This is a genomic window from Streptomyces cinnabarinus (assembly GCF_027270315.1).
Taxonomy (GTDB): domain Bacteria; phylum Actinomycetota; class Actinomycetes; order Streptomycetales; family Streptomycetaceae; genus Streptomyces; species Streptomyces cinnabarinus.
This window is the reverse complement of record NZ_CP114413.1, coordinates 3,700,661-3,723,640: the sequence shown is the minus strand read 5'-3', so window position 1 is coordinate 3,723,640 and position 22,980 is coordinate 3,700,661. Positions and strand designations below refer to the sequence as shown.

Sequence of the window (22,980 nt, the reverse complement as noted above, 5' to 3'; positions counted from 1 at the left end):
CGGGGCGCCCTTCGTGCTGGGGGGCTTACGCGGGCTGGGTGGCCTTCGGCTTCGGCTTGGCCTTGGGCTTCTTGTCGCCGGTGAAGGCCTCGTACTCCTTCAGGACGTCCTCCGTGGGGCCGTCCATGCGCAGCTCGCCGCGCTCCAGCCACAGGACGCGGTCGCAGGTGTCGCGGATCGACTTGTTGTTGTGGCTGACCAGGAACACCGTGCCGGCCTCCTTGCGCAGCTCGCGGATGCGGGCCTCGGAGCGCTTGCGGAAGTTCGCGTCGCCGGTGGCGAGGGCCTCGTCGATGAGCAGGACGTCGTGGTCCTTGGCGGCGGCGATGGAGAAACGGAGCCGGGCGCCCATGCCGGAGGAGTAGGTGCGCATCGGCAGGGTGATGAAGTCGCCCTTGTCGTTGATCCCGGAGAAGTCGACGATCTCCTGATACCGCTCCTTGATCTGCTCGCGGGACATGCCCATGGCGAGCCCGCCGAGGTAGACGTTGCGTTCGCCGGTCAGGTCGCCCATCAGGGCCGCGTTGACGCCGAGCAGGGAGGGCTGGCCGTCGGTGTAGATGGCGCCGCTCTCCACGGGGAGGAGTCCCGCGACCGCCTTCAGCAGCGTCGACTTCCCGGAGCCGTTGGTGCCGATCAGGCCGATGGCCTCGCCCTTGTAGGCGACGAAGGACACCTTCTTCACGGCGTGCACCGTGCGGACGCCGGACGCCTTCTCGGTCTGCTTCCGGCGCAGGATGCGGTTGAGGGCGGCGGTGGCGGAACCGCGGCCGCCGCCGGTGCCGTTGACGCGATAGACGATGTCGACGCGGTCGGCGATGACGGTGGGGACCTGCGCGTCGGTGTTCCCGGTGGTGTTCTCAGCGTTCTCAGCCACGGCCGTACGTCTCCTCAGCCTTCCAGAAGTAGATGAATCCGCCGATGCCGGCCAGCAGGGCCCAGCCGGCGGCGAGCGCCCACACATGCGGCGGGAGCTGGCTTCCGTGGAAGCTGTCGATCAGCGCGAAGCGCATCAGGTCGATGTAGACGGCGGGCGGGTTGGCCTGGAGCACGGGGCCCACCCAGGACGGCCAGTCCTGGTGCTTGGTGAGCAGGTGCTCGATGCTCCACATCACGCCGGAGGTGTACATCCAGGTGCGCAGCACGAACGGCATCAGCTGGGCGATGTCGGGGGTCTTGGCGCCGATCCGGGCCATGATCAGCGAGACACCCGCGTTGAAGGTGAACTGGAGCACCAGGACCGGGACGGCGAGCAGCCAGGAGGCGGCGACCGGGACCCCGAAGGCGAGCAGGATGACGGCCAGGGCGCCCATCGAGAACAGCAGCTGCTGGAGCTGCTGGAGGCAGAAGGAGATCGGCAGCGCGGCTCGCGGGAAGTGCAGGGCGCGCACCAGGCCGAGGTTGCCGGAGATGGCGCGGGTGCCCGCGAGGATCGAGCTCTGCGTGAAGGTCCAGATGAACACACCCGTGACCAGGAACGGGACGTAGTCCGGTACGCCGTCCTTGGTGCCCAGCAGCACGCCGAAGATCAGGAAGTAGACGGCCGCGTTCAGCAGCGGGTTCATGATCTGCCAGAGCTGGCCGAGCTTGGCCTGGCTGTACTGGGCGGTGAGCTTGGCGGTGGAGAACGCGGCGATGAAGTGGCGCCGGGCCCACAGCTGGCGGACGTACTCGGGCAGGGTCGGGCGGGCACCGCTGACCGCGAGGCCGTGGCGGGCGGCGAGGGCCGCGAGGTCGACGTCGGCGGGTGGGGCCGTCGTCGTCGGGGGCGGTGTGTCGAGGACCTGGCTCACATCCGCTGCTTTCGCTCGTGGGGTGGGGGTGCGCTGCGGCCGGCCGGCCCGTCGCCGTCCGTTTGCCTGCAGGACTCTCTGCGTTCTCTACGTCGGGACGGGACCGTATCGTCGCAACGTGAGCGTAGGCCGATCGCACGTCGGAACGCAACCGTTTCGTCGTAACGCCCTATGCTGGTCCGCATGACGACGAACGCCGACGGACCCCAGCCGCGTCCGCGCCGCCGGGCCCCCGCGGGGGCGGCCGTGCTGCGGGCGGACGTGACGGAAGCGATCCGGGCGGCCGTGTTCGAGGAGCTGGCAGCCGTTGGCTATGCGCGCATGTCGATCGAGGGCATCGCGCGGCGCGCGGGCGTCGGCAAGACGGCGGTGTACCGGCGCTGGCGCTCAAAGCTGCACCTGGTCCTGGACGTCGTCTCGGCCCTGGCGGTACAAGGCCTGCCCATGCCGGACACCGGCTCCCTGGAAGGCGACCTGCGCCTCCTCTACGAGGTGACCTCCCGCGCCCTGCGCCACCCCGTCGCCTCCCAGATCATCCCCGACCTCCAGGCGGAGGCCGCCCGCAATCCCGAGATCGCCGAGGCCATGCAGAAGGCGCTGCGGGAAGGCCAGGACGGCGTGGCCACCGGCATCGTCGCGGCGGCGGAAGGACGCGGCGAGCTCCGCCAGGGCCTCGACCACGACCTGGCCCTGGACCTGATCTCGGGCCCGCTGTACTGGCGCTCGGTGGTGATCCGCAGCCCAAAGCTCCCGAAGGGCTACCTGGCGTCCTTGGCCAGGGCTACGGCGGGGGCGCTCAAGGCGCTGTGACCAGGCCGCGCGCCAGCGCCGCCAACTCCCCGGCGTCCAGTACCCGTTCGCCGAACCCCGGCAGGGGGACGTGCAGCAGCTCCGTCCAGCGCCGCGGTACGGCGCCGATGCCGTACACCGCTCCCGCCAGGCCGCCCGTCACCGCCGCGACCGTGTCCGTGTCGCCGCCCAGGTCGACGGCGGCGCGTACCGCCTCCTCGTGGGAGGCCGTGGTGCGCAGCGCCCAGAGCGCCGAGCCCAGGCAGGGCCAGACGGCGCCGTTGAACTCGGTGGCCTGGTCGGGGTGCCAGTCCGGGGCGAGGACGGTGGCGTAGCGCTCGACGTGGTCGGGGTGGACGTGCCGCAGGGTCTCCTCCACCGCCGTCAGGGGATCGTCGCCGGCCAGCGTCACCCGCGTCAGCTCGTGGAAGATCGCCGTGCCCTCCCAGGCGGCCCGGTCCCCGTGAGTCAGCGCCGACAGACACCGGGCGGCGTCCATCGTGGCCTTGCTGCCGTACGGCGCGAAGTACACGGCCGCGGGTGCCGCCCTCATCAGCGCGCCGTTTCCCGCCGCCCGTTGGCTCACCTGGAAATGCAGCGCCGCCGCCGTGTCCCAGGGGTCGCCACTGCTCAGGACCGCCTCCGTCTGGAGCCCGATGTCCTTCGGCTCGGCCGCGGCCCAGCGCTGGAACCGCCGGAACACGTCCGGGAGTTCGAGCCCTTCGCACTCCAGCAGAGACTCCGCGATCAGCACTGCCATCTGCGTGTCGTCCGTGGCCTCGCCCGGGTCCCAGCCGCCGCCCCCGCACATCTCACCGCCCTCTCCGCGGGAGGGGAAGCGAGCGGAGAAGGCGCCCTCGGGGCCGAACTCGAAGGGGGCGCCCAGCGCGTCGCCGACGGCCGAGCCGATGACCGCGCCGACTGCTCGATCAAGGTGGGATGCGGGCATTCCCGCAGGCTAGCCGCGGGCCGCCGACGGATGCTGGCGGATCCAGCCTTCCCAGGCCGACGTGATCATGTCCTGGACGTCGTACTTGGCCTTCCAGGTGAGTTCGGTGGCGGCTCGGGTGGCGGAGGCCACTACTCGGGCGGGGTCGCCGGGGCGGCGCGGGGTGGTGGTCGGAGGGCGGTCGTAGCCGGTGATGGCGTTGATCCGGTCGATCATTTCGCGGACCGAGACGCCCTCGCCGCGGCCGATGTTCAGGGTGAGGTCGCGGCCGGGGGAGGAGCGGAGGGTGCGGGCCGCGGCCACGTGGGCCTCGGCCAGGTCGGCGACGTGGATGTAGTCGCGGATGCAGGTGCCGTCGGGGGTGGGGTAGTCGTCGCCGAAGATGCGCGGGGGGTCGTTCGCGGTGAGGCGTTCGAAGACCATCGGGATCAGGTTGTAGACGCCCACGTCCGCCAGTTCCGGGGCCGCCGCGCCCGCGACGTTGAAGTAGCGCAGGGAGGCCGTGGACAGGCCTGTCGCCCGCGCCGTCGCCCGGACCAGCCATTCGCCCGCCAGCTTGGTCTCGCCGTACGGCGAGATCGGGACGCACGGGGTCTCCTCGGTCACCAGGTCCACGTCCGGCATGCCGTAGACCGCGGCGGAGGAGGAGAAGACGAAGGACGGGACGCCCATCCTGGTCACCGACTCCAGGAGGATGCGCAGCCCTTCGACGTTCTCGCGGTAGTAGAGCAGTGGGTGCTCCATCGACTCGCCCACCTGCTTCTTCGCCGCCAGGTGGACGACCCCGGTGATCTCGTGGTCCAGGAGGGCACGGGTCACGTGCTCGGCGTCCAGGGTGGAGCCCACGACCAGCGGGACGCCGTCGGGCACGCGTTCGGAGATTCCGGTGGACAGGTCGTCGTAGACCACCGTCCGCTCGCCCGCCTCGGACATCGCCCGTACGACGTGCGCCCCGATGTATCCGGCACCGCCGGTGATCAGCCAGGTCATGTGTGGCCGTCCCCTCGTCAGTAAGCCCGTGCGTGGAGCATAGCCACGGCGCCCGTGAATCCGGCTCCTACTGTGCTGCCGCCGACAGCGCCGCCGAGTCCAGGGCCACGGTCAGCTCGTCCAGCCGGGACCGCAGGGCGTTGATCTCCTCCACGTCGAAGCCCGTCGCCGCCGCGATCCGGCGCGGCACCTGAAGCGCCTGCTCCCGCAGTGCCGCGCCCTCCTCGGTCAGCCGCACCTCCACCGACCGCTCGTCCCGCGCGCTGCGCTCCCGCCGGACCAGGCCGGCCCCCTCCAGCCGCTTCAGCAGCGGCGACAGCGTGCCGGAGTCGAGCCGCAGATGCTCGCCCAACTTCTTGACGGGCAGGTCGCCTCGCTCCCACAGCACCAGCATCACCAGGTACTGCGGATAGGTGAGACCGAGGTCCTTGAGGATCACGCGGTAGACGCCGTTGAAGGCGCGCGAGGCCGCGTGCAGGGAGAAGCAGATCTGGCGGTCCAGGCGGAGCCATGCCTCCTGGGGCGCGCCGGGTGTCTCGGGCCGGTTCATGGCTCCAGGGTAGCTCTTGTTCCCCATTTAGTTGTGCGCAATTGAATTGTGTGCTCTACTTGTGTCCGTCAACGAGCCCCGACTTCTCGAACAGGGACGGATCCTTCATGGACGCGATCTACACCGCAGTCGCCACCGCCACCCACGGCCGCGAGGGCCGCGCCATCAGCTCCGACGGCAAGCTCGACCTCCAGCTCGCCCCGCCGGTGGAGCTCGGCGGCAACGGCGAGGGCACCAACCCCGAGCAGCTCTTCGCTGCCGGTTACGCGGCCTGTTTCGCCAGCGCCCTCGGTCTCGTCGGCCGCCAGGCCAAGGTGGACGTCACCGACGCAGCCGTCACCGGTGAGGTCGGCATCGGCAAGCAGGGTGTGGGCTTCGGCCTGAAGGTGACGCTGCGCGTCGAGCTGCCCGGCACGGTGGACGAGGCGACCGGCCGCAAGCTGGTCGAGCAGGCCCACCAGGTCTGCCCGTACTCCAACGCCACCCGCGGCAACATCGACGTCGACCTCGTCATCGAGTAGTCACCCCACGACCCGCGCCAGCACCTCCCCGGTGCGCGGGCTCCACGTCACCACCACGGCCTCCTCGGGCAGGGTGTGCCGCGGCGTCAGCAGCAGCCAGCGGACGTGGTACCGGCGGATCACGGCGGTGCGCTCGGCGTGGGTCGACTCGGGGGAGAGGTATGCGCGGACGTCCGCCGTTCGCTTTCGCCGCTCTCGTTCGTCCAGTGATGCGTCCGGGCGTGCGGGGGCGGCGAGGTTTGGGCCGTGGCCCGCGAGGGTTTGCGTCGCGTGATGGCCGTCGGTGAGCACCACCTCGCCCGGGGGGATGTGCTGTGCCGCCCAGGCGTACGTCGGCCAGCGTGATGGTGGGGGGAAGTCTGCGTGGAGTGCGAGGAAGCTGGTGCAGGCTGCCGCGGCGGTGAGTGCGGCCAGCGTGCGGCGCCCTCTTGACCAGGGGCGGGGGGCCGACAGTGCTACCGCCAGGGCGAGCTGTAGGGGGATCAGGGCGAGGGTGAGGTTCGGGCCGTCGAGGGTGAGGGCGTCGAAATAGGGCCAGGCTGCTGTCAGCAGCAAGGCTGTCGTCGTCATGGTGATCACAGCGTGGGCCGGTGGGGGCTTGTCGCGCCCCTTGAGGAGCCTTCCTTGCCCGGCGATCAGAGCCATGGCTCCCAGCGCAGCCCCCACCCCTGTGCCCCTGTCGATCAGGAAGATCCCCGCGTACAGCGCGCCCAGCGCCGCGTACCCGGTCAGTCCCGGGCCGCCCCTCGGGCCCACATAGCGGACCAGGCCCCTCCCCATCGAACCCGTCAGCGCCCACGCCCAGAACGTCAGGCCGATCGCGAACGTCGACGGGTAGCCGAGGTTGACCGTCAGGGACATCAGGCCGAGGCCGTCGCCCGCCGTACCCGACAGCAGGGTCACCGTCGCCAGAGCCAGCACCGGGGCCCACGGCCGAGGGGTCAGTACGCGTACCAGGCGGCCGAGACCCGTCAGCAGGACCAGGAGGTTCAGGGGGCCCGCCAGCCGTACCACCTCCCAGCCGCCCAGGTCCGTCAGGCGGGCGAACAGGGCCTGGGCCAGGGTGTACGGCGTGTAATAGGCGCTGCCTTCGCCCGGCAGGTCCGCCGTCGGGTGGCTCGGGTGCAGGAGGTTCGCCTTGAGGCGTTCCACCACCGCCGCGTGCTGGCCCGCGTCGCAGCACAGGGGCAGGCGCCAGTGGGCCAGGCACATCAGCAGCCAGAAGAGAAAGCCGAAGAGCTGGTACGGGGTCGGGCGCCAAGCTCCGCCACCGCGTAGAGCGGTCGCGCCGTGCGTGCTGCGCCTGGCCAGTAGCGATTCGGGCATCTGTCGTATGTTCCCGGACCGGTCGACCGCTTGACCTCGCGTCACCTCATGGAGTGAGCCCGATCGGAGTGGCCCTGCGCGGGTAGTGACACCCGGTCGCGCAGCAGGTGCTCCAGCAGCAGCGGGATGCCCACCACCGGGAGCAGCCAGGCCGGGGCGATCAGCCGGCCGCCCCAGATGGCGATGTCGGGGTGCCCGGCCTGGGTGAGGACTCCCGTGCCCGCGGCCGCGATCAGGAAGGCGCCGAACGCGGGCCTGCGCAGCGCGCCCCACAGCCCGGCGCCCAGCGCCGCCAGGAACAGCGGTTCCCAGAACTGGCGGCGCAGCCACTCCGTCCAGAAGTTCAGCGACAGTTGGAAGAACTCCGGCCAGGGGTGGGTCCGGTCGGGGCGGGTGAAGTGGTCGGCGAGGAGATCCTGGAGGCTCTCGGCGGAGGAGGGGTAGCCGAGCAGCTTCGCCAGCGCCGTCGTACCCAGGGCCGCGCACAGGCCGATGCCCGTGATCGCCGTGAGGTCCCGGCCCGGCGCCCTTCCCTTCCGCCACCTCGTCAGGGCGAGCACGCCGCCCGCGCCCGCCAGGCACAGCCCGAGGAACAGGGACTGGGAGTGCTTCACCGTGAACAGGGCCGCCAGCGCGCCGGCGAGCAGTGCCAGGCCTGCCCTCCGCCCCTGCAGCACAAGCGCGCAGCCCCACACCGCGGCCAGCGTCAGCGCCATCAGCAGGCCCTCCGTCATGGGCCGCATCGCGATCGCGCCGGTCGGCAGGACGAAGTACAGGGCCTGGCCGGTGAGCGCGAGCGGCACCGGTACCGAGAGAGTGCGCAGGATCAGGAAGACCAGCACCCCGCCCGCCACCGCCACCGTGACTCCGGCCGCCCACAGGCCCCAGGTCACCCCGAGCAGCGTCACGAAGGGGACCAGGAAGAGCGGGTAGCCGGGGCGGACCTCGAAGATCCGCATGAAGCGTTCGGAGGCGAAGGGGACCGTGTGCCCGGCTGTGTGGCCCGCCCGTAGCCGACGCTCGACCTCGGGCCACTCCTTCGCCCGGCACTCGGCCTCGACCCGCGCCGTGGGGTCGGGGCGGTGGAAGCGGACCACGTTCACGTCCTGGCGGCGGTGTGCCGCCGACGCCCTCCCCGCGCAGTAGTACGCGATGGTCGCCTCGGCCGCCTCCCGCTTGCCGTCGCCGCGCAGGCTGAGGGCGTAGGAGAGGTAGTTCCGGGTGTCGGGGGTCTCCCGGCCGGTGACATTGGCCAGTTGCAGTACGGCGAAGAGGGCGGCCAGCAGCAGCACCCAGGTGCGCGGCCTCACCGCCGGCCGCCGGGCCGCCCGGCCGGACGCCAGGTGTGGGGGCGGCTGGGGGTGGGCCGCGAGGGGCTGGAGGGCATGGGAACTCCCCTGGGTCGGAACGGCGTTCAGGTGGGTGGGAACGTCGTTCGGAGGCTGTCGTTCGGAGGCTGTTGTTCAGAGACCGTCGGTCACAGGCTGTCCGTCAGGAGCAGCGGCACCGACGGCTGCGGCGGCAGCGTGAGCGGGGAGCCCGCGCGGGACGCCGCCGAGGGCACCGGGTGCCGGTCCGCCGGCGGAATCACCGGCGGCAGGCCCTGCTCACCGAGCACCACATGGCGTACGACCCGTTCGGCGGCGCGGCCGTCGTCGTACGGGCAGAAACGCGTCCGGAACGCCGAGCGCAACTGGGCGGAGCGGGAGCCGCGCCAGTGGCCGGTGGCGAAGATGTCGATCAGCTCGTCCTCGCTGCGCGCGATCGCGCCCGGCGGGAAGGCGCGCAGGTCGAAGTAGGTGCCGCGGGCGGCCTCGTAGGCCTCCTGGTCGTCGGTGTGCAGCACGATCGGGCGGTCCAGGCCCGCGTAGTCGAACATGATCGACGAGTAGTCGGTGACCAGGACGTCCGAGGCCAGGCAGAGCGACTCCACACTCGGGTGGCCGGTGACGTCGATGACCCGCGGCGAGGTCGCGCCGGGGTCGAGCGGGCCGCCGTGGCGGCGGTGGGCGCGGGCCAGGATCACGAAGCGGGGGCCGAGCCGGCTCACCACCTGGTCCAGGTCCAGCGGGCTGCGCTGGGTGCGGCGGTAGTCGCGGTGGGTCGGGGCGTACAGGATCGCCACCGCGTTCCCGGGGACGCCGAGCGACTCGCGCAGCCGGGTCACATCCGCCGAAGTCGCCTGCTGGAACACGTCGTTGCGGGGCTGGCCGTACTCCAGTGTCCTGTACGAGCCCGGGTGCACCCGCTCCCCGACCAGGGTGGAGTGGCGGTTGGCGGAGACGACGTAGTCCCAGGTGTCGACGGTCTCCAGGAGCGCCGCGAAGTCCGTGCCCGCCCCGGCCGCCGGGCGTTCCAGCAGGTCCAGGCCCTGGTGCTTGAGAGGGGTGCCGGACTGGGTCCGCACCACGATCTGGCCCCGTCGCTTGACCGGCCGGTGGTCCGGGCCGGTGTTGTCGACCAGGTACTTGGAGCGGGCCAGCGCCGTCCAGTAGGCGGCCGTGCCGGGGGTGATACGGCGGGTGGCGGCCGGGACGGTGTGATGGTGCCCGGGGTGCGCGATCCAGGCCGTGCGGATGTGCGGGGCGTGGGCGCGGAACGCCTCCTCCAGGGCACCCGGGTTGCAGCCGTGGCCCGCGCCGCCGTACGCGGAGAACACCGCCCGGTCCCGGTGCAGGGGCAGCCGGAGCTGGACGCGGTAGTGCAGGCGCAGGAGGGCCGCGCGCAGGGTGCCGCCCAGTTTCACGGTGACCTTGCCGGCCGTGCGGCCGAGCGCGCCGGTCCGTCGCAGGGCGCGGTGGGTGCGGTGCAGGCCGAGCCGGACCGGGGCGTGGCGCAGGCGGTCGCGGAGCGGGACGGGGGCGCCCGGGGCGTGATGGCGGCGGCACAGGGCGCGGGCCAGGCGCAGGAACTCGGCGCGGCTGCCGCGCGGGAGCCGGTCGCGGCGCGCGTACACCGTCGCGAGATGGTCGGCCATACGGCGGAACAGCACCGGCCGCCAGCGGGCGAGTTCGGGGCGCTCGGCGAGGAACGCGAAGACCCGGTCGTACTGCTCCAGGACGTCGAAGTGGCGGCGGCTCGGGGCGCTCTTGGCGCGGCGCTGCCGGTGGTGCGCGCAGACCCGGTCCAGGGTCGCGATGGACTCCGCCGCCAGCAGGACCGGGAAGGTCCAGGGGGTGTCCTCGTACAGGCCGGGCGGGAAGGAGAAGCCCTCGCGCTCGATGAACTCCCGCCGGTAGGTCTTGTTCCAGGGTGCCGTCGGCAGCCGCAGCAGACCCGGGCGGTCCGCCGGCCGGAACGGCGCAGGGCCCCGCTCGCCGAGTCGGGCGGCGGCGGCCGGGTCGATGACCGGCTCGCCGGTCCAGGAGATGTCGGCGTGGCCATGGACCAGGACATCCGGCCCGCCCGTCTCCTTCAGCCGGTCGGTGATCGCCTGGAGGGCGCCCGGGGTGAGCGTGTCGTCGCCGTCGAGGAAGAGCAGATAGTCGCCGGTCGCCTCCGCCATGCCCGCGTTGCGGGCCGGTCCCGGGCCCTGGTTGCGGGCCAGGCGCACCGGACGTACCCGGACGTCGCGGGTCGCGAACTCCTCGATGATCGCGCCACAGGCGTCCGGCGAGGCGTCGTCGACGGCGATCACTTCGAGATCGGGACACGACTGCGCGAGCACCGACTCCAGGCACTCGTGCAGATACGCCTGAACCTTGTACGCGGGGACGATGACACTGAACCGGGGCACGGGGACATCCATGGGTCGGCGCGGGCGGGAAGGGGCGGGCTCGGGCCCTTGCCCACGAACGGCCGACCGAGTGACTTGGTTACGCTGCGTTGCGGCATCCGGGGGAGGACGGGGAACGGAAAGGGCCGGCCGGTGTCGTCCGGCCGGCCCCGAATCCGCTTGTGCCGCGGACTACTTCACCGCGCCCGCCATCACGCCGGACACGAACTGCCGCTGGAACGCGAAGAACACGGCCAGCGGGATCACCATCGAGATGAAGGCGCCCGGCGCCAGCACCTCGATGTTGCTGCCGAACTGCCGTACCTGCTGCTGGAGGGCGACCGTCAGCGGCTGGGAGCCGGAGTCGGAGAACACCAGCGCCACCAGCATGTCGTTCCACACCCACAGGAACTGGAAGATCCCCAGCGAGGCGATGGCCGGGGCGCCGAGCGGCAGGACGACCGTCATGAACAGCCGGGCCTCGCCCGCGCCGTCGAGCCGCGCCGCCTCCAGCAGCTCCCGGGGGATCTCCGCGAAGAAGTTCCGCAACAGGAAGATCGCGAACGGGAGTCCGAACGCGACGTGGAAGAGGACGACGCCGGTGATCGAGCCGAAGATGCCGATGTCACCGAAGAGTTGGGACAGCGGGATCAGGGCCACCTGCACCGGCACCACCAGCAGCGCGATCACCACCATGAACCACCAGTCGCGGCCCTTGAAGTCCATCCACGCGAAGGCGTACCCGGCCATCGCGCCGATGATCACCACGAGCAGGGTGGCCGGGACGGTGATCCAGATGGTGTTGAACAGCGAGCTGGTGATGTCGTCGTTCTCCAGCAGGGTGCGGTAACTCTCCGTGGTGAGCTGGGCAGGCGCCGAGAAGACCTTCCACCAGCCGGAGGCGGCGATGTCGGTCGGCTCGCGGAACGAGGAGACCAGCAGACCGAAGGTGGGCACCAGCCAGAACAGCGCCACCACCAGCAGAAACGCCCGCAGCGCGCCGCCCGCCGCCCCGCTCGCCAGCCGCGAGGCCCGGGACCGCTTGCCGCGCACGGAGGTGTCGAGTGCGCTCATCGCTCGCGCTCCTTCCTCAGCCGGCGGATGTTGACGATCATCACCGGGACCACGAGCAGCAGCAGGATGATGCCGATCGCGCTGCCCAGGCCGTAGTTGCCGCCGCCGCCGAAGGACGACAGGAACAGTTGCAGCGCCAGCACGTTGGCCTCGTCCTGGGTGGGCTGCGGGGCGATGATGTAGACCAGATCGAAGACCTTCATCACATTGATCATCAGCGTGATGAGGACCACGACCAGGACCGGCGCCAGCATCGGCACCGTGATCCGGCGGAACACCTGCCATTCGTTGGCGCCGTCGACCCGCGCCGCCTCCAGCAGATTCCGGTCGACCCCGGCGAGCCCGGCCGCGATCAGCACCATCGCGAAGCCCGCCCACATCCAGACGTACGCCCCGATGATCGCCGGGGTGACGAGTGTCGGGCCGAGCCAGTCGACGCCGTTGTAGGGCGCCGCGAAGTTCGATCCGGGCAGCCGCAGTTGGGCCCCGTCGGCCTCGGCGGGCAGGGTGAAGGTGCCGTCCGCGCCGGTGGTCGCCGAGGCGACGACCTCGCCGTCCTCGACCGCCTCGACCTTGATGCCCTCCAACGCCTTCTCGCCCGCGTCGACCCGGCCCTTCTCACCGCCGCCACCGAGCTTGAAGTCCAGCCAGACGGTGCCGGTGACACCGGCACCGGTCGCCGCCTTCGCGTCCCGCGGCTCGCCCGGCAGCCGGTTGGGCGCGATACCGACCAGCGGAAGCAGCGCCGGGGTGCCCGCCTCGACCGTGCCGGTACTGGTGAACGAACCGCCGCCGGACGCCTTCAGATCGCTGACCTGTGCGTTGGGGCGGGCCTTGGGATAGACGGAGGAGTCGGCGAAGGTGTCGTGCACCGACGTCACGACCGCGTTCGCCACCCCCTGGTCGGGGTCCGCCTGGTACACCAGCCGGAAGATGATGCCGGCCGCGAGCATCGAGATCGCCATCGGCATGAAGACGATCAGCTTGAACGCCGTGCCCCAGCGCACCCGTTCGGTGAGCACGGCGAAGATCAGACCCAGCGCGGTGACCACCGCGGGCGCCACGGCGACCCAGATCGCCGTGTTGCGTACGGCCGTCAGCGTCGAGTCGTCCCGGAAGACGTCGACGTAGTTGTCCAGGCCGACGAAGCCGTCACCGCCCGCGTCGTACAGGCTGCGCCAGACCGAGTACCCGATCGGGTAGACCACGAGCGCGCCGAGCAGCACCAGCGCGGGCAGCAGGAACAGCACCGCCACCCACAGCCGGGTGCCCGTCACGCTCTTGCGCGGTGCCGCAGCACCGTTGTCCGCTACGGCCGACATCCGTCAGCCGGTCTTGTACGCCTTGGCGGCGTCCGCCTCCAGCTTTTGCTGGGCGCCCGCGACATCGCTCGGGTTCTTCAGGAAGTCCTGCAACTGCTTCCACTCACCGACACCCTGGGTGCCGCCGAACGCCGCCGGTGCCTGGTCGGACATGTCGAAGCGGAAGTCGTCGCCGGCCGCGATCAGCGCCTCGGCGATGCCCCGGGTGACGTCGTCCTTGTACGTCCCCTGGTCCATCTCCTGGTTGGGGGAGAGGAAGCCGCCCTGCGCCGCCCAGATCTCGGCCGCGTCGGTCGAGGCCAGGAACGTCATCAGGGCCTGCGCGCCCTCGCCGTCCTTCAGCGCCACGGCGACATCGCCGCCGCTGACCACGGGCGACTCGGAGCCGACCGCCGGGAACGGGAAGACCTTGGCGTCCGTGCCGACCTCGGCGTCGGTGTCGGCGTTGATGTTCGCGGTGACGAAGTCGCCCTCGAAGACCATCGCGGCCGGGGTGTCACCGGAGAAGGTCTGGGTCACCGACTTCGGGAACTCCGTCTGGAGCGCGCCCGAACGGCCGCCCGCGATCAGCTCGTCCTTGCCCCACAGCTCGGCGAGCGTGGTCAGGGCGTCCTTGACCGAGGGGTCGGTCCACTTGATCTCGTGCTGGGCCAGCTGGTCGTACTTCTCCGGGCCGGCCTGCGAGAGATAGATGTTCTCGAACCAGTCGGTGAGGGTCCAGCCGTCCGCGCCGCCGATGGAGACGGCCGGGGAACCCGCGTCCGACAGCGTCTGGGCGGTGGCCAGGAAGTCCTTCCAGGTCTTCGGCTCCTCGGTGAGCCCGGCGGCCTCGAAGGCGGCGGTGTTGTACCAGATGAGGGACTTGTTGGCGGCCTTCACATAGACGCCGTACTGCTTGCCCTCGAAGGCGCCCAGTTCCTTCCAGCCGGTGGAGAAGTTCTTGTCCAGCTGGGCCTGGGTGTCGGCGCCGAGGGGCTTGACCCAGCCCTTCTCGGCGAACTGGTGCAACACGCCGACCTGCGGCAGGAACGCCACGTCCGGCGGCTGGCCGCCCTCGATCTTGGTGCCGAGGAAGGTGGAGGTGTTGTTGCCGGTGGGCACGAAGTTCACTTTGGCGCCGGTGCGTTTCTCGAACTCGTCCAGCACCTTGGTGAAGTTGTCCTGCTCGGGGCCGGTCCAGACGGCCGCGACCTCGAGCGTCTGCCCGTCGAGCTTGGGGAGTTGGACGGTGGAGCCGGCACCGGTTTCCTTGCCGCCGTCTCCGCCGTCGCCGTTGTCGTCGTCTCCGCCACAGCCGGTGAGCGCCAGCGCGAGCGCGCCGACGGTTGCCATGGCGATCCGGATCGTGCGATTGCTGCGCATCACTGCCCCGTTCTTCGTGCTTCGTTGCCTCGTCGAACGTTCAGCGCTGTCCTTTACGCGGTCTGGTCTACGCCGGGTGCCCGGGGTCGGCAAGAGCGCAAGACCTGTCAAGTGGACGATCGTGACCACGTCGTGACTGGTCGTCGACCGGGGCTCCAGGAAGCCCTCAGAGCAGCGAGGGCACCGCGGCGGCCGAGACCTCCTTGGCCGCTCGCTCCAACGCGCTGGCCAGGAGGGCCAGATCGGTCGGGCCGTTGCCGAGTTCGCGGACCGGGCGGCGGGCCGGGGGGTCGCCCATGCGGTGCCACTCCAGCGGGACGACCGTGGGGCGGAGCGTCGCGGTGCGGGGGATCCGGCCCGTGACCCGGCCGCCCTGGAAGGCGGTCGCCCGGCCGTCCGCCCAGCTCAACCGGCCGCGTCCGGGCGCCGGTTCGTCCGGCCCGGGGGCCGGGGCGTCCAGGGCGACGCGCAGGGTGGCCAGCCGCGCGGGCTCCGACCCGGCCGTACGGCCGTCCGCGCCGGTGGCCGCCACCAGGTGCACGCCGAGCCGCTCGCCCTCCCGGGCCACCGCCTCCAGCGCGCGTATGACCGAGCCGGCGGCGGGCCTGCCCGGGGAGCCCAACGCGGGGGAGACCAGGGCATCCAGGTCGTCCACGACCACGACGAGCCGGGGCAGCGGCGGCGCCGCCTCCGTCCGGCGGCTGGACGCGGCCGGGCGCAGGCGCAGGGTAGAGCTGGGCGGGGCGTCGAGGTCAGCGGCGCCGGACCGGTTGGTGCCGGGAGAGGCGGCCGTTCGCTGGGTGACCATGCGGCCGGACACCAGTCGGCTCGCGTGCCACTCGCTGAAGTGGGAGCGGCCCAGCAGTTCGGCGCGGCGCTTCAGCTCGGCGCTCAGGGACTGGGCGAACTCCCGCATCCGGACGGGGTCGTTGGCGGTGAGGTGGGTGGTGACATGCGGGACATCGGTGCACACCCGCAGTCCGTCACCGCCGTTGCCGCCGCCGCCCGCGCCGGTGGTGTCCCGGCCGTCCATCAGGACCATGGTCAGCCGGTCCGGCCGCTCGGCGGCGGCGAGCGAGGCGACCAGGGCCCGCAGCAGTTCGGTGCGTCCGCTGCCCGCGGGGCCCTCGATCAGCAGATGCGGTCCGTCGGCCGCGAGGTCGGCGGCGACCGGGCCGCGCGGACCGGCGCCGAGTACGGCATGGGCGCGTCCGCCGAGCGCCTCGGTGTCGTCGGCCGCGTCCGCCCAACGCGTCATCAGGGAGGCGGGGGTGGCCCGGGCCAGCCCCAACTCGTCCAGCAGCCGGGCGGCTTGGGGCAGCGGCGCGGACACCCGCGGCTGCCGGTCCCCGGCGACGGCATCCGGCCGCAGCGGCGCCAGTGCGCGGGCGAACCGCTCGGCCCAGGGCAGCGACACGGCGTCCACCGTGGCGACGGTGCCGGGGCCGACGGGCGCCGGCTCGGCATGGCCGGCCTCGGCTCCGGAGCCGCGGGCGACCCGCATCAGCCGCAGCGCGGTCGCCACGTCGCCGCTCAGCAGGGCGACCGCGCCGCAGCTCCGGAAGGCCGGTGCCGCCGCGCAGGCCGCCCGGTATGTGTCGGTGACCGGAGAGGCGGGGGAGGCGGGCGGTGTCTCGGCGAGGCACACCACATGGACCCCGGCCCGCGGACCGTCCGTCGCCAGCCGCGCGACAGCCTCCCGGACATCGGCCCCACCGGGGTCGCCGTCCACGACGACGACGGTGTAGGGACCCGGGAAGCGGTCGGCCGGGGTGCCGTGGGGTCGGGCGGGGTGCCGGGTGGAGGATTCCGTCGGGTCGTCCTGGGGGCGCGAAGGGTGCCGGGTCGGGGACTCGGCCGAGGTGCCCTGGGGCCGGGAAACGTGCCGCGCGGGGAACTCCGCCGGGTCGTCCTGGGCCCAGGAGGGGCGGCGGGTGTCTGACGTGGGCGCCGCCGGAGGCTCGGGGTGGTCGTCCAGTCGTCGGAGCAGCTCCTGGGTGCGGGCCGTCGCCTGTTCCCGGTCGTGCGCCAGCAGGAGGCGGCAGTCCTGGCCGTGGGCCGGGCGCAGATGCGGGAGCCAGCCGAGCCACGCCCACTCGGCGGTGCGCTCCTCCAGCGGGCGTGCGCGGTCCGCGCTCAGCAGCACGATCTCCAGAGCGTCCGGCGAATGCAGGGCGGCGAGCTGGGAGATCACCGCGCGGGCCAGCCCGGCCAGCCGCGCACGCGGGCCCGCGAGGCCGAGGGAGCCCGCCTCGCGCAGATCGGCGGTCACGGGTACGGCGGGCAGCAGCCCGGAGCCGTCGGGTGCCGCGCGGTCGGCGGTGCCGAGCCGCACAGTGAGCGCCTCGGAGTGTTCCGGCCCGCGCTCCCAGAGACGGGGGCCGGGGCCGAGGGCGGTCAGCAGGAGGGCGGCGGGGTCCGGCCAGGTCTCCGGGGAGCGGTGGGCGGTGTCGGAGACGGGCTGGGCGAGGGCTTCGGCGCCCTGGTCGTCGTAGGTCTCCCGGCCGGGCGGGCCCTGCTCACCGCGGCCGCCCGCCAGCCGCCGCGCCCAGGCCCCGAGGCCCCCGCGCTTGCGCACGCCCTGCGGGACGTCGGTGCCGTGGAGCGGGGTGCCTTTGCGGGCGCCGGCGTGCGAGCCGTCGTCGCCGGGGGCATCGGCGTGGGCGTCCGTCCCGTGGCCGCCGTGAGAGCCGCCACGCGCGCGGGCGTCGGACCCGCGGTCGCCGGAAGCGGGCGTACTGCGCCCGGTGTGCCCGTCGGACCCGCGGTCGCCGGAGCCTCGCGCACCCGCCGGGAATCCGGCGCCGTGGGTGTCCCCGCCCCGCGGACCGGGCACCCCGGCACCCGGGGTCGCACCGCTCTCGATCCGGGGCGCCCCGCCCTGTTCGGGCACCACCGGCGGTTCGACCGGGCCGTGCTCCTGGGCCCCCGGGGTGGCCGAGGAGGCGCCCCAGGCGGCCGAGCCGTAGGCGTGCCGGGTCTCCCCGTGGGGGTCCTGCGGGGACCGCACGCGCGCGGGGGCGCCCGAGAGACGGATGTGACCCTCGCCGTCGGGCACCGTCGGTACCCGGGCCCCCGGGCCGCCCGCCGGGGCCAGGCGCAGGGCGGACTCGCCGATGCGCAGGAGGGCGCCCGGGGCGAAGCGGACCGGCCGGGTGCCGATGCGGGCGCCGTCCACCGTCGTGCCGTTGGTGGAGCCCAGGTCGGCGATGGAGACACGGCCGTCGGTGGCGACCGTCACCGCGCAGTGCAGCCGGGAGACGTCCGGGTCGTCGAGCGGGACGTCGGCGTCGGCGGAGCGGCCGACATGGATCTGCCCGCCGTGCAGAAGATGGACGCCGCCCGCGTCGGGCCCGGCCACCACCTGGAGCTGGGTCGGGGCGTCGTCGACCTCGGGATGCGCCTCGGGTTCGGCGGGGGCGCCCAGCGAGAGCACCGCGCCGTCGATCAGCGGCGGCTCGCCCAGGGTGCAGCGCGCGCTGTCGAGCCGCTCCGCGCCCGCGAACACCACCACGGGGCCGCTGCCGCGCTCGGACTCGCCCGCGCGGGAGGTGCCGCCGTCCGCCGAGACCGCCGAGGCGAGGGCCGACGCCACCGCGGCCAGGGCCGTACCGGCGGGTGCCGTGACCAGGACGTCGCGGCTCGTGGCGCGGGCGGTGGCGGGGAGCGGGCCCAGCGGGTCTACGACGGTCAGCCGGATCTGCATCGCCGTCAGCGGTCCCTTCTGCGCGGGCACCCGCGAACGGGGACGACGCCCCGCGGTCCCCCACCGCGGACTTCCCCCACCGCCACACGAGTACATCGGCCAGTACGGAAGGCATCCTCGCACCTGCCACTGACAACGCGCCCGCCACCCGGTGACAAGTGATCTTGATTGGTCGGCTCTGCCCGCAAAAATGCCTGATCCTTGCCCTGCCCGTGATCAGTTGAGATCGGTCACGCCCTGGTTCGGCAACCAAACGGAACGCCTCAAGCGTCTTTCCTGCGAACCTCTGTTTCGATCCGCCCGGCACTAGAGTGGGTCGGAACATCGGAACACTTTCAGGCAATCAGCAGGGAGCGCGTGACGTGCGGCCAGTCGGCAGCAAGTACCTGCTCGAGGAGCCGCTCGGACGCGGCGCCACGGGCACCGTCTGGCGAGCGCGCCAGCGTGAGACCGCGGGCGCCGAGGCGGCCGTGCCCGGCCAGCCCGGCGAGACCGTCGCGATCAAGGTCCTCAAGGAGGAGCTGGCCAGCGACGCCGACATCGTCATGCGGTTCCTCAGGGAGCGGTCCGTCCTGCTCCGCCTGACCCACCCGAACATCGTCCGGGTCCGTGACCTGGTCGTCGAGGGTGAGCTGCTGGCCCTGGTCATGGACCTGATCGACGGCCCCGACCTGCACCGCTACCTGCGCGAGAACGGTCCCCTCACCCCGGTCGCCGCATCCCTGCTCACCGCGCAGATCGCCGACGCGCTGGCCGCCAGCCACGCCGACGGCGTCGTCCACCGCGACCTGAAGCCCGCCAACGTCCTGCTCCAGCAGAACGGCGGCCAGATGCACCCGATGCTCACCGACTTCGGCATCGCCCGCCTCGCCGACTCCCCGGGCCTGACCCGCACCCATGAGTTCGTCGGCACGCCCGCGTATGTCGCGCCCGAGTCCGCCGAGGGCCGCCCGCAGACCTCCGCCGTCGACATCTACGGCGCAGGCATCCTGCTGTACGAGCTGGTCACCGGCCGTCCGCCGTTTTCCGGCGGCTCCGCCCTCGAAGTCCTGCACCAGCATCTGAGCGCCGAGCCGCGCCGCCCCTCCACCGTCCCCGACCCGCTGTGGACGGTCATAGAGCACTGCCTGTCCAAGAACCCGGACCGGCGGCCCAGCGCCGAGAACCTCGCGCGGGGCCTCAGGGTCGTCGCCGAGGGCATCGGGGTGCACGCGAACTCCGCGCAGATCGCCGCCGCCGAGGGTGTCGCCGCGCTGCTCCTGCCCGACCCGGCGCCCGCGACCGTGCCGGGCTCGGCCGACCCCACGCAGATGCTGCCGCACGGCGCCGGCTCCTTCGACCCGAACGCCGCGACCAGCGTCATGCCGCACACCGGGGGCCCGAACGGCGCCGCCGACCCCACCGCCGTACTGCCGAACCGGGGCGCGGCCGATCCGACCGCGGTCATGCCGCCGGTGCCGCCGGGGCAGCCCGGTGGCGCGCCGGAGGATCCGCACCCCTGGCAGAACCAGCTGCGGGCGGCGCGCGACCGCAACGAGCAGACGCAGGTCCAGTACCTCGACCCCAACGAGGACCCGCTGCGCCGCCGCCCCCAGCGGCAGGTCGCCCGGCCGCAGCAGCAGCCGCAGCGCCGGCCCCAGCCGCAGGCGGGCTACGGCTATCCGCAGCAGGGCCAGCCGCAGCAGTACGCCCCGCAGCAGCAGCCGCGGCCCCAGCAGCAGCCGCGGCCCCAGCAGCCACAGCCGCAGCGGTACGCGCCGCCGCCGCAGCCCCAGCAGCCGCAGCGCGAGCCCCGGCAGCCGCGGCAGCGCGGCGCCAACCCGATGAAGATCCCCGGTCTCGGCTGCCTGAAGGGCTGTCTGTTCACGCTCGTCATCCTGTTCGTGGCGGGCTGGCTGGTGTGGGAACTGAGCCCGCTCCAGGGCTGGATCGGCACCGGCAAGGGCTACTGGGAACAGCTGACCGACTTGTTCACCACGGTGACGGGCTGGATCGGTGACCTGGGCGAGACCACCTCGGGTCAGTAGCCCTTCCCCGCCCGCTCCCGGCCCGCCTTCCGGCCGCGAGTCTGTGGATTTGTCGACACCCGGCGGGTGATTTCCGTCTCCGCGGTGAAGGTTGGCTTGTCGGACGCGTAGTTTTAACGACAACACGCGTCTGTAGGAGCAGTCTTGGCACGGAAGATCGGCAGCCGGTACACCGCCCATCAGATCCTGGGGCGGGGCAGCGCCGGCACGGTGTGGCTGGGCGAGGGTCCCGAGGGGCCCGTCGCCATCAAGCTGCTGCGCGAGGACCTCGCCTCCGACCAGGAGCTCGTCGGACGCTTCGTGCAGGAGCGGACGGCGCTGCTCGGTCTGGAGCACCCCCATGTGGTGTCGGTCCGCGACCTCGTCGTCGACGGCAACGACCTCGCGCTGGTCATGGACCTGGTCCGTGGCACCGATCTGCGGACCCGGCTCGACCGCGACAAGCGGCTGGCGCCGGAGGCCGCGGTGGCGATCGTGGCGGACGTGGCCGACGGACTGGCCGCCGCGCACGCCGCGGGGGTCGTGCACCGGGATGTGAAGCCGGAGAACGTCCTGCTGGACATGCAGGGGCCGCTGGGCCCCGGGGGCGCGCATCCGGCGCTGCTGACGGACTTCGGGGTCGCGAAGCTGATCGACTCCCCGAAGCGGACCCGGGCCACGAAGATCATCGGCACCCCGGACTATCTGGCGCCGGAGATCGTGGAGGGGCTGCCGCCGCGCGCGTCGGTGGACATCTACGCGCTGGCGACCGTGCTGTACGAGCTGCTGGCGGGCTTCACCCCCTTCGGCGGGGGCCACCCCGGAGCCGTGCTGCGCCGCCATGTGACCGAGACGGTCGCGCCGCTGCCCGGTATCCCGGACGAGCTGTGGCAGCTGATCGTGCAGTGCCTGGCGAAGGGCCCGGCGTCCCGGCTGCGGGCGTCGGAGCTGGGGGCGCGGCTGCGGGAGCTGCTGCCGCTGGTGGCGGGGATGCCGCCGCTGGACGTGGACGAGCCGGACACCGAGCCGGTTGAGGAGGAGAGCGCGCCGTCCGAGCCCGCGCCGGCCGGTCCGGCGCGGCGGGGGGCGGTGCCGCTCGTGCCGGGGGCGAAGCCCGCGGACTCCAACCGGGACACCCATACGTCGATGCGGGTGCCGGGGCCCGACGAGCTGGCCGGGGGCGCGCGGGGGACCGCGCGGGTGCCGCGGGCGGCGGGGGCGCCGCGGCCGGGCTCGGCGCGGCATCGTGCGGCGACGCGTCGGCGGCGGGTGGCGGTGGGGGTGGCCGCGGTGGCGCTGCTCGCCGCGGCGGGGGTCGGGACGTGGGCGGCCACCTCGGGGGACGACGCGGACGCGACTCCTCAGGACACGAAGAACTCGGCGCCCGCTTCTCCGTGAGGCGGGTGGGGGGTGGCCGACCCCGCTCCTCAAACGCCGGAGGGGCTGGATCCGCGGGCTGGAAATGGCTCGGCTCCCACTCTGGAGCTGGGCGCTTGCCGTAGCCGTTACGCTGGAGGCGTGGCAGTCGTCGATGTATCCGAAGAGCTCAAGTCCCTCTCCTCGACCATGGAGTCGATCGAGGCCGTTCTGGACCTCGACAAGCTGAGGGCAGACATCGCCGTGCTCGAGGAGCAGGCGGCCGCGCCGTCCCTGTGGGACAACCCGGACGAGGCGCAGAAGATCACCAGCAAGCTCTCCCACCTCCAGGCCGAGGTCAGGAAGGCGGAAGCGCTGCGCGGGCGGATCGACGATCTCTCCGTGCTCTTCGAGATGGCCGAGGAGGAGGACGACCCGGACACCCGTGCCGAGGCCGAGTCCGAGCTCGCCTCCGTCAAGAAGGCGCTGGACGAGATGGAGGTCCGGACCCTGCTCAGCGGGGAGTACGACTCCCGCGAGGCGCTGGTGAACATCCGCGCCGAGGCCGGTGGCGTCGACGCCGCCGACTTCGCCGAGCAGCTCCAGCGCATGTACCTGCGCTGGGCCGAGCGCCACGGCTACAAGACGGAGCTCATCGAGACCTCGTACGCCGAGGAGGCCGGCATCAAGTCGACCACCTTCTCCGTGCAGGTGCCGTACGCCTACGGCACGCTCTCGGTGGAGCAGGGCACGCACCGACTGGTCCGGATCTCGCCCTTCGACAACCAGGGCCGCCGCCAGACCTCCTTCGCGGGCGTCGAGGTGCTGCCCGTGGTCGAGCAGACCGACCACGTCGAGATCGACGAGTCCGAGCTGCGGGTGGACGTCTACCGCTCCTCCGGTCCCGGCGGCCAGGGCGTCAACACCACCGACTCCGCGGTCCGGCTGACGCACATCCCCACCGGCATCGTCGTCTCCTGCCAGAACGAGCGGTCGCAGATCCAGAACAAGGCCACCGCCATGAACGTCCTCCAGGCCAAGCTCCTCGAGCGGCGCCGCCAGGAGGAGCAGGCCAAGATGGACGCGCTCAAGGGCGACGGCGGCAACTCCTGGGGCAACCAGATGCGTTCGTACGTCCTGCACCCGTACCAGATGGTCAAGGACCTGCGGACCGAGTTCGAGGTCGGTAACCCGCAGTCCGTGCTCGACGGCGAGATCGACGGTTTCCTCGAAGCCGGAATTCGCTGGCGCAAGCAGCAGGAGAAGTAAGCGAAGCGTTTTGTCGACAAGGCAACTGCCGCCGTCCGGGCGGCAGTTGCCTTTTCTGTTCCCCGATGTCTGGGTTTTACATCACACTCACAGACTCCATCCACCGGCAAAAAACCCGTACGTGGACATCGCGTACGCAACGGCCTTGACGTTGCTTTGAAAAATGGGAAGGGTTAAGCGCGGCATGCGTATCTCCGGGGCGCATGTGAACCGGGGGGCGTGAGTTCAGCTACCACCCCCGTCGATCACCGC

17 protein-coding genes are annotated in these 22,980 nt (G+C 72.4%); 5 read left to right on the top strand and 12 right to left on the bottom strand.

From position 1 onward, the window contains the following. Window positions 1–25 precede the first annotated feature (25 nt). Together STRCI_RS16715 and STRCI_RS16710 are read right to left on the bottom strand one after the other, a co-directional pair. Complete coding sequence (locus STRCI_RS16715; RefSeq protein WP_418953463.1) at window positions 26–895, bottom strand: ABC transporter ATP-binding protein; 870 nt, start codon at window positions 893–895, stop codon at window positions 26–28. Then, complete coding sequence (locus tag STRCI_RS16710) at window positions 870–1,793, bottom strand: ABC transporter permease (RefSeq protein ID WP_269659751.1); 924 nt, start codon at window positions 1,791–1,793, stop codon at window positions 870–872. The genes STRCI_RS16715 and STRCI_RS16710 overlap by 26 nt, the downstream gene beginning before the upstream one ends. 183 nt (window positions 1,794–1,976) lie before the next feature. On the opposite strand from STRCI_RS16710, the gene STRCI_RS16705 reads away from it, so the two are divergent. Continuing rightward, complete coding sequence (locus STRCI_RS16705) at window positions 1,977–2,603, top strand: TetR/AcrR family transcriptional regulator (protein ID WP_269659750.1); 627 nt, start codon at window positions 1,977–1,979, stop codon at window positions 2,601–2,603. Here the strand turns inward: STRCI_RS16705 and STRCI_RS16700 are convergent. The 3 genes from STRCI_RS16700 to STRCI_RS16690 form a co-directional block, all read right to left on the bottom strand. Beyond that, window positions 2,590–3,531: an ADP-ribosylglycohydrolase family protein gene (locus STRCI_RS16700; protein ID WP_269659749.1), complete on the bottom strand. Its 942-nt coding sequence runs from the start codon at window positions 3,529–3,531 to the stop codon at window positions 2,590–2,592. The genes STRCI_RS16705 and STRCI_RS16700 overlap by 14 nt on opposite strands. Before the next feature lie 9 nt (window positions 3,532–3,540). Beyond that, window positions 3,541–4,521, bottom strand: a complete 981-nt coding sequence (galE, locus tag STRCI_RS16695; RefSeq protein WP_269659748.1) for a UDP-glucose 4-epimerase GalE — start codon at window positions 4,519–4,521, stop codon at window positions 3,541–3,543. A 67-nt stretch (window positions 4,522–4,588) separates the two neighbouring features. Then, window positions 4,589–5,098, bottom strand: coding sequence for a MarR family winged helix-turn-helix transcriptional regulator (locus STRCI_RS16690; RefSeq protein ID WP_418953343.1), 510 nt, complete (start codon window positions 5,096–5,098; stop codon window positions 4,589–4,591). Between the two features lie 80 nt (window positions 5,099–5,178). Between STRCI_RS16690 and STRCI_RS16685 the strand changes: the two genes are divergently transcribed. Further along, window positions 5,179–5,592: an organic hydroperoxide resistance protein gene (locus STRCI_RS16685; RefSeq protein WP_269659746.1), complete on the top strand. Its 414-nt coding sequence runs from the start codon at window positions 5,179–5,181 to the stop codon at window positions 5,590–5,592. Here STRCI_RS16685 and STRCI_RS16680 read toward each other — a convergent pair whose 3' ends face one another. From STRCI_RS16680 to STRCI_RS16650, 7 genes are all read right to left on the bottom strand, one after another. Then, window positions 5,593–6,918: a hypothetical protein gene (locus STRCI_RS16680; protein WP_269659745.1), complete on the bottom strand. Its 1,326-nt coding sequence runs from the start codon at window positions 6,916–6,918 to the stop codon at window positions 5,593–5,595. Window positions 6,919–6,959: 41 nt separating this feature from the next. Beyond that, window positions 6,960–8,228, bottom strand: a complete 1,269-nt coding sequence (locus STRCI_RS16675) for a hypothetical protein (RefSeq protein WP_269659744.1) — start codon at window positions 8,226–8,228, stop codon at window positions 6,960–6,962. A 167-nt stretch (window positions 8,229–8,395) separates the two neighbouring features. Further along, complete coding sequence (locus STRCI_RS16670; RefSeq protein WP_269659743.1) at window positions 8,396–10,654, bottom strand: bifunctional glycosyltransferase/CDP-glycerol:glycerophosphate glycerophosphotransferase; 2,259 nt, start codon at window positions 10,652–10,654, stop codon at window positions 8,396–8,398. Between the two features lie 171 nt (window positions 10,655–10,825). After that, the gene (locus tag STRCI_RS16665; protein ID WP_269659742.1) at window positions 10,826–11,707 is read right to left on the bottom strand and encodes a carbohydrate ABC transporter permease; all 882 of its coding nucleotides are present in this window, start codon (window positions 11,705–11,707) and stop codon (window positions 10,826–10,828) included. Then, window positions 11,704–13,029 (bottom strand): carbohydrate ABC transporter permease, encoded by a 1,326-nt coding sequence (locus STRCI_RS16660; RefSeq protein ID WP_269659741.1) that lies wholly within the window; start codon window positions 13,027–13,029, stop codon window positions 11,704–11,706. Before STRCI_RS16660 ends, STRCI_RS16665 begins: the two co-directional genes overlap by 4 nt. 3 nt (window positions 13,030–13,032) lie before the next feature. Next, window positions 13,033–14,391 carry an ABC transporter substrate-binding protein gene (locus STRCI_RS16655; RefSeq protein WP_269659740.1) on the bottom strand — a complete coding sequence of 453 codons (1,359 nt, stop codon included), beginning with the start codon at window positions 14,389–14,391 and terminating at the stop codon, window positions 13,033–13,035. Window positions 14,392–14,557: 166 nt separating this feature from the next. Beyond that, complete coding sequence (locus STRCI_RS16650; RefSeq protein WP_269664562.1) at window positions 14,558–18,097, bottom strand: FHA domain-containing protein; 3,540 nt, start codon at window positions 18,095–18,097, stop codon at window positions 14,558–14,560. Window positions 18,098–18,459: 362 nt separating this feature from the next. Here STRCI_RS16650 and STRCI_RS16645 point away from each other — a divergent pair, with 362 nt between their 5' ends. From STRCI_RS16645 to prfB, 3 genes are all read left to right on the top strand, one after another. Continuing rightward, window positions 18,460–20,124, top strand: coding sequence for a serine/threonine-protein kinase (locus STRCI_RS16645; protein ID WP_269659739.1), 1,665 nt, complete (start codon window positions 18,460–18,462; stop codon window positions 20,122–20,124). A 144-nt stretch (window positions 20,125–20,268) separates the two neighbouring features. Continuing rightward, on the top strand, window positions 20,269–21,501 hold the full coding sequence (locus tag STRCI_RS16640; RefSeq protein ID WP_269659738.1) for a serine/threonine-protein kinase: 1,233 nt from the start codon (window positions 20,269–20,271) through the stop codon (window positions 21,499–21,501). A gap of 120 nt (window positions 21,502–21,621) precedes the next feature. Further along, window positions 21,622–22,728, top strand: a complete 1,107-nt coding sequence (gene prfB, locus STRCI_RS16635) for a peptide chain release factor 2 (protein ID WP_269659737.1) — start codon at window positions 21,622–21,624, stop codon at window positions 22,726–22,728. The last annotated feature ends 252 nt before the right edge of the window (window positions 22,729–22,980 follow it).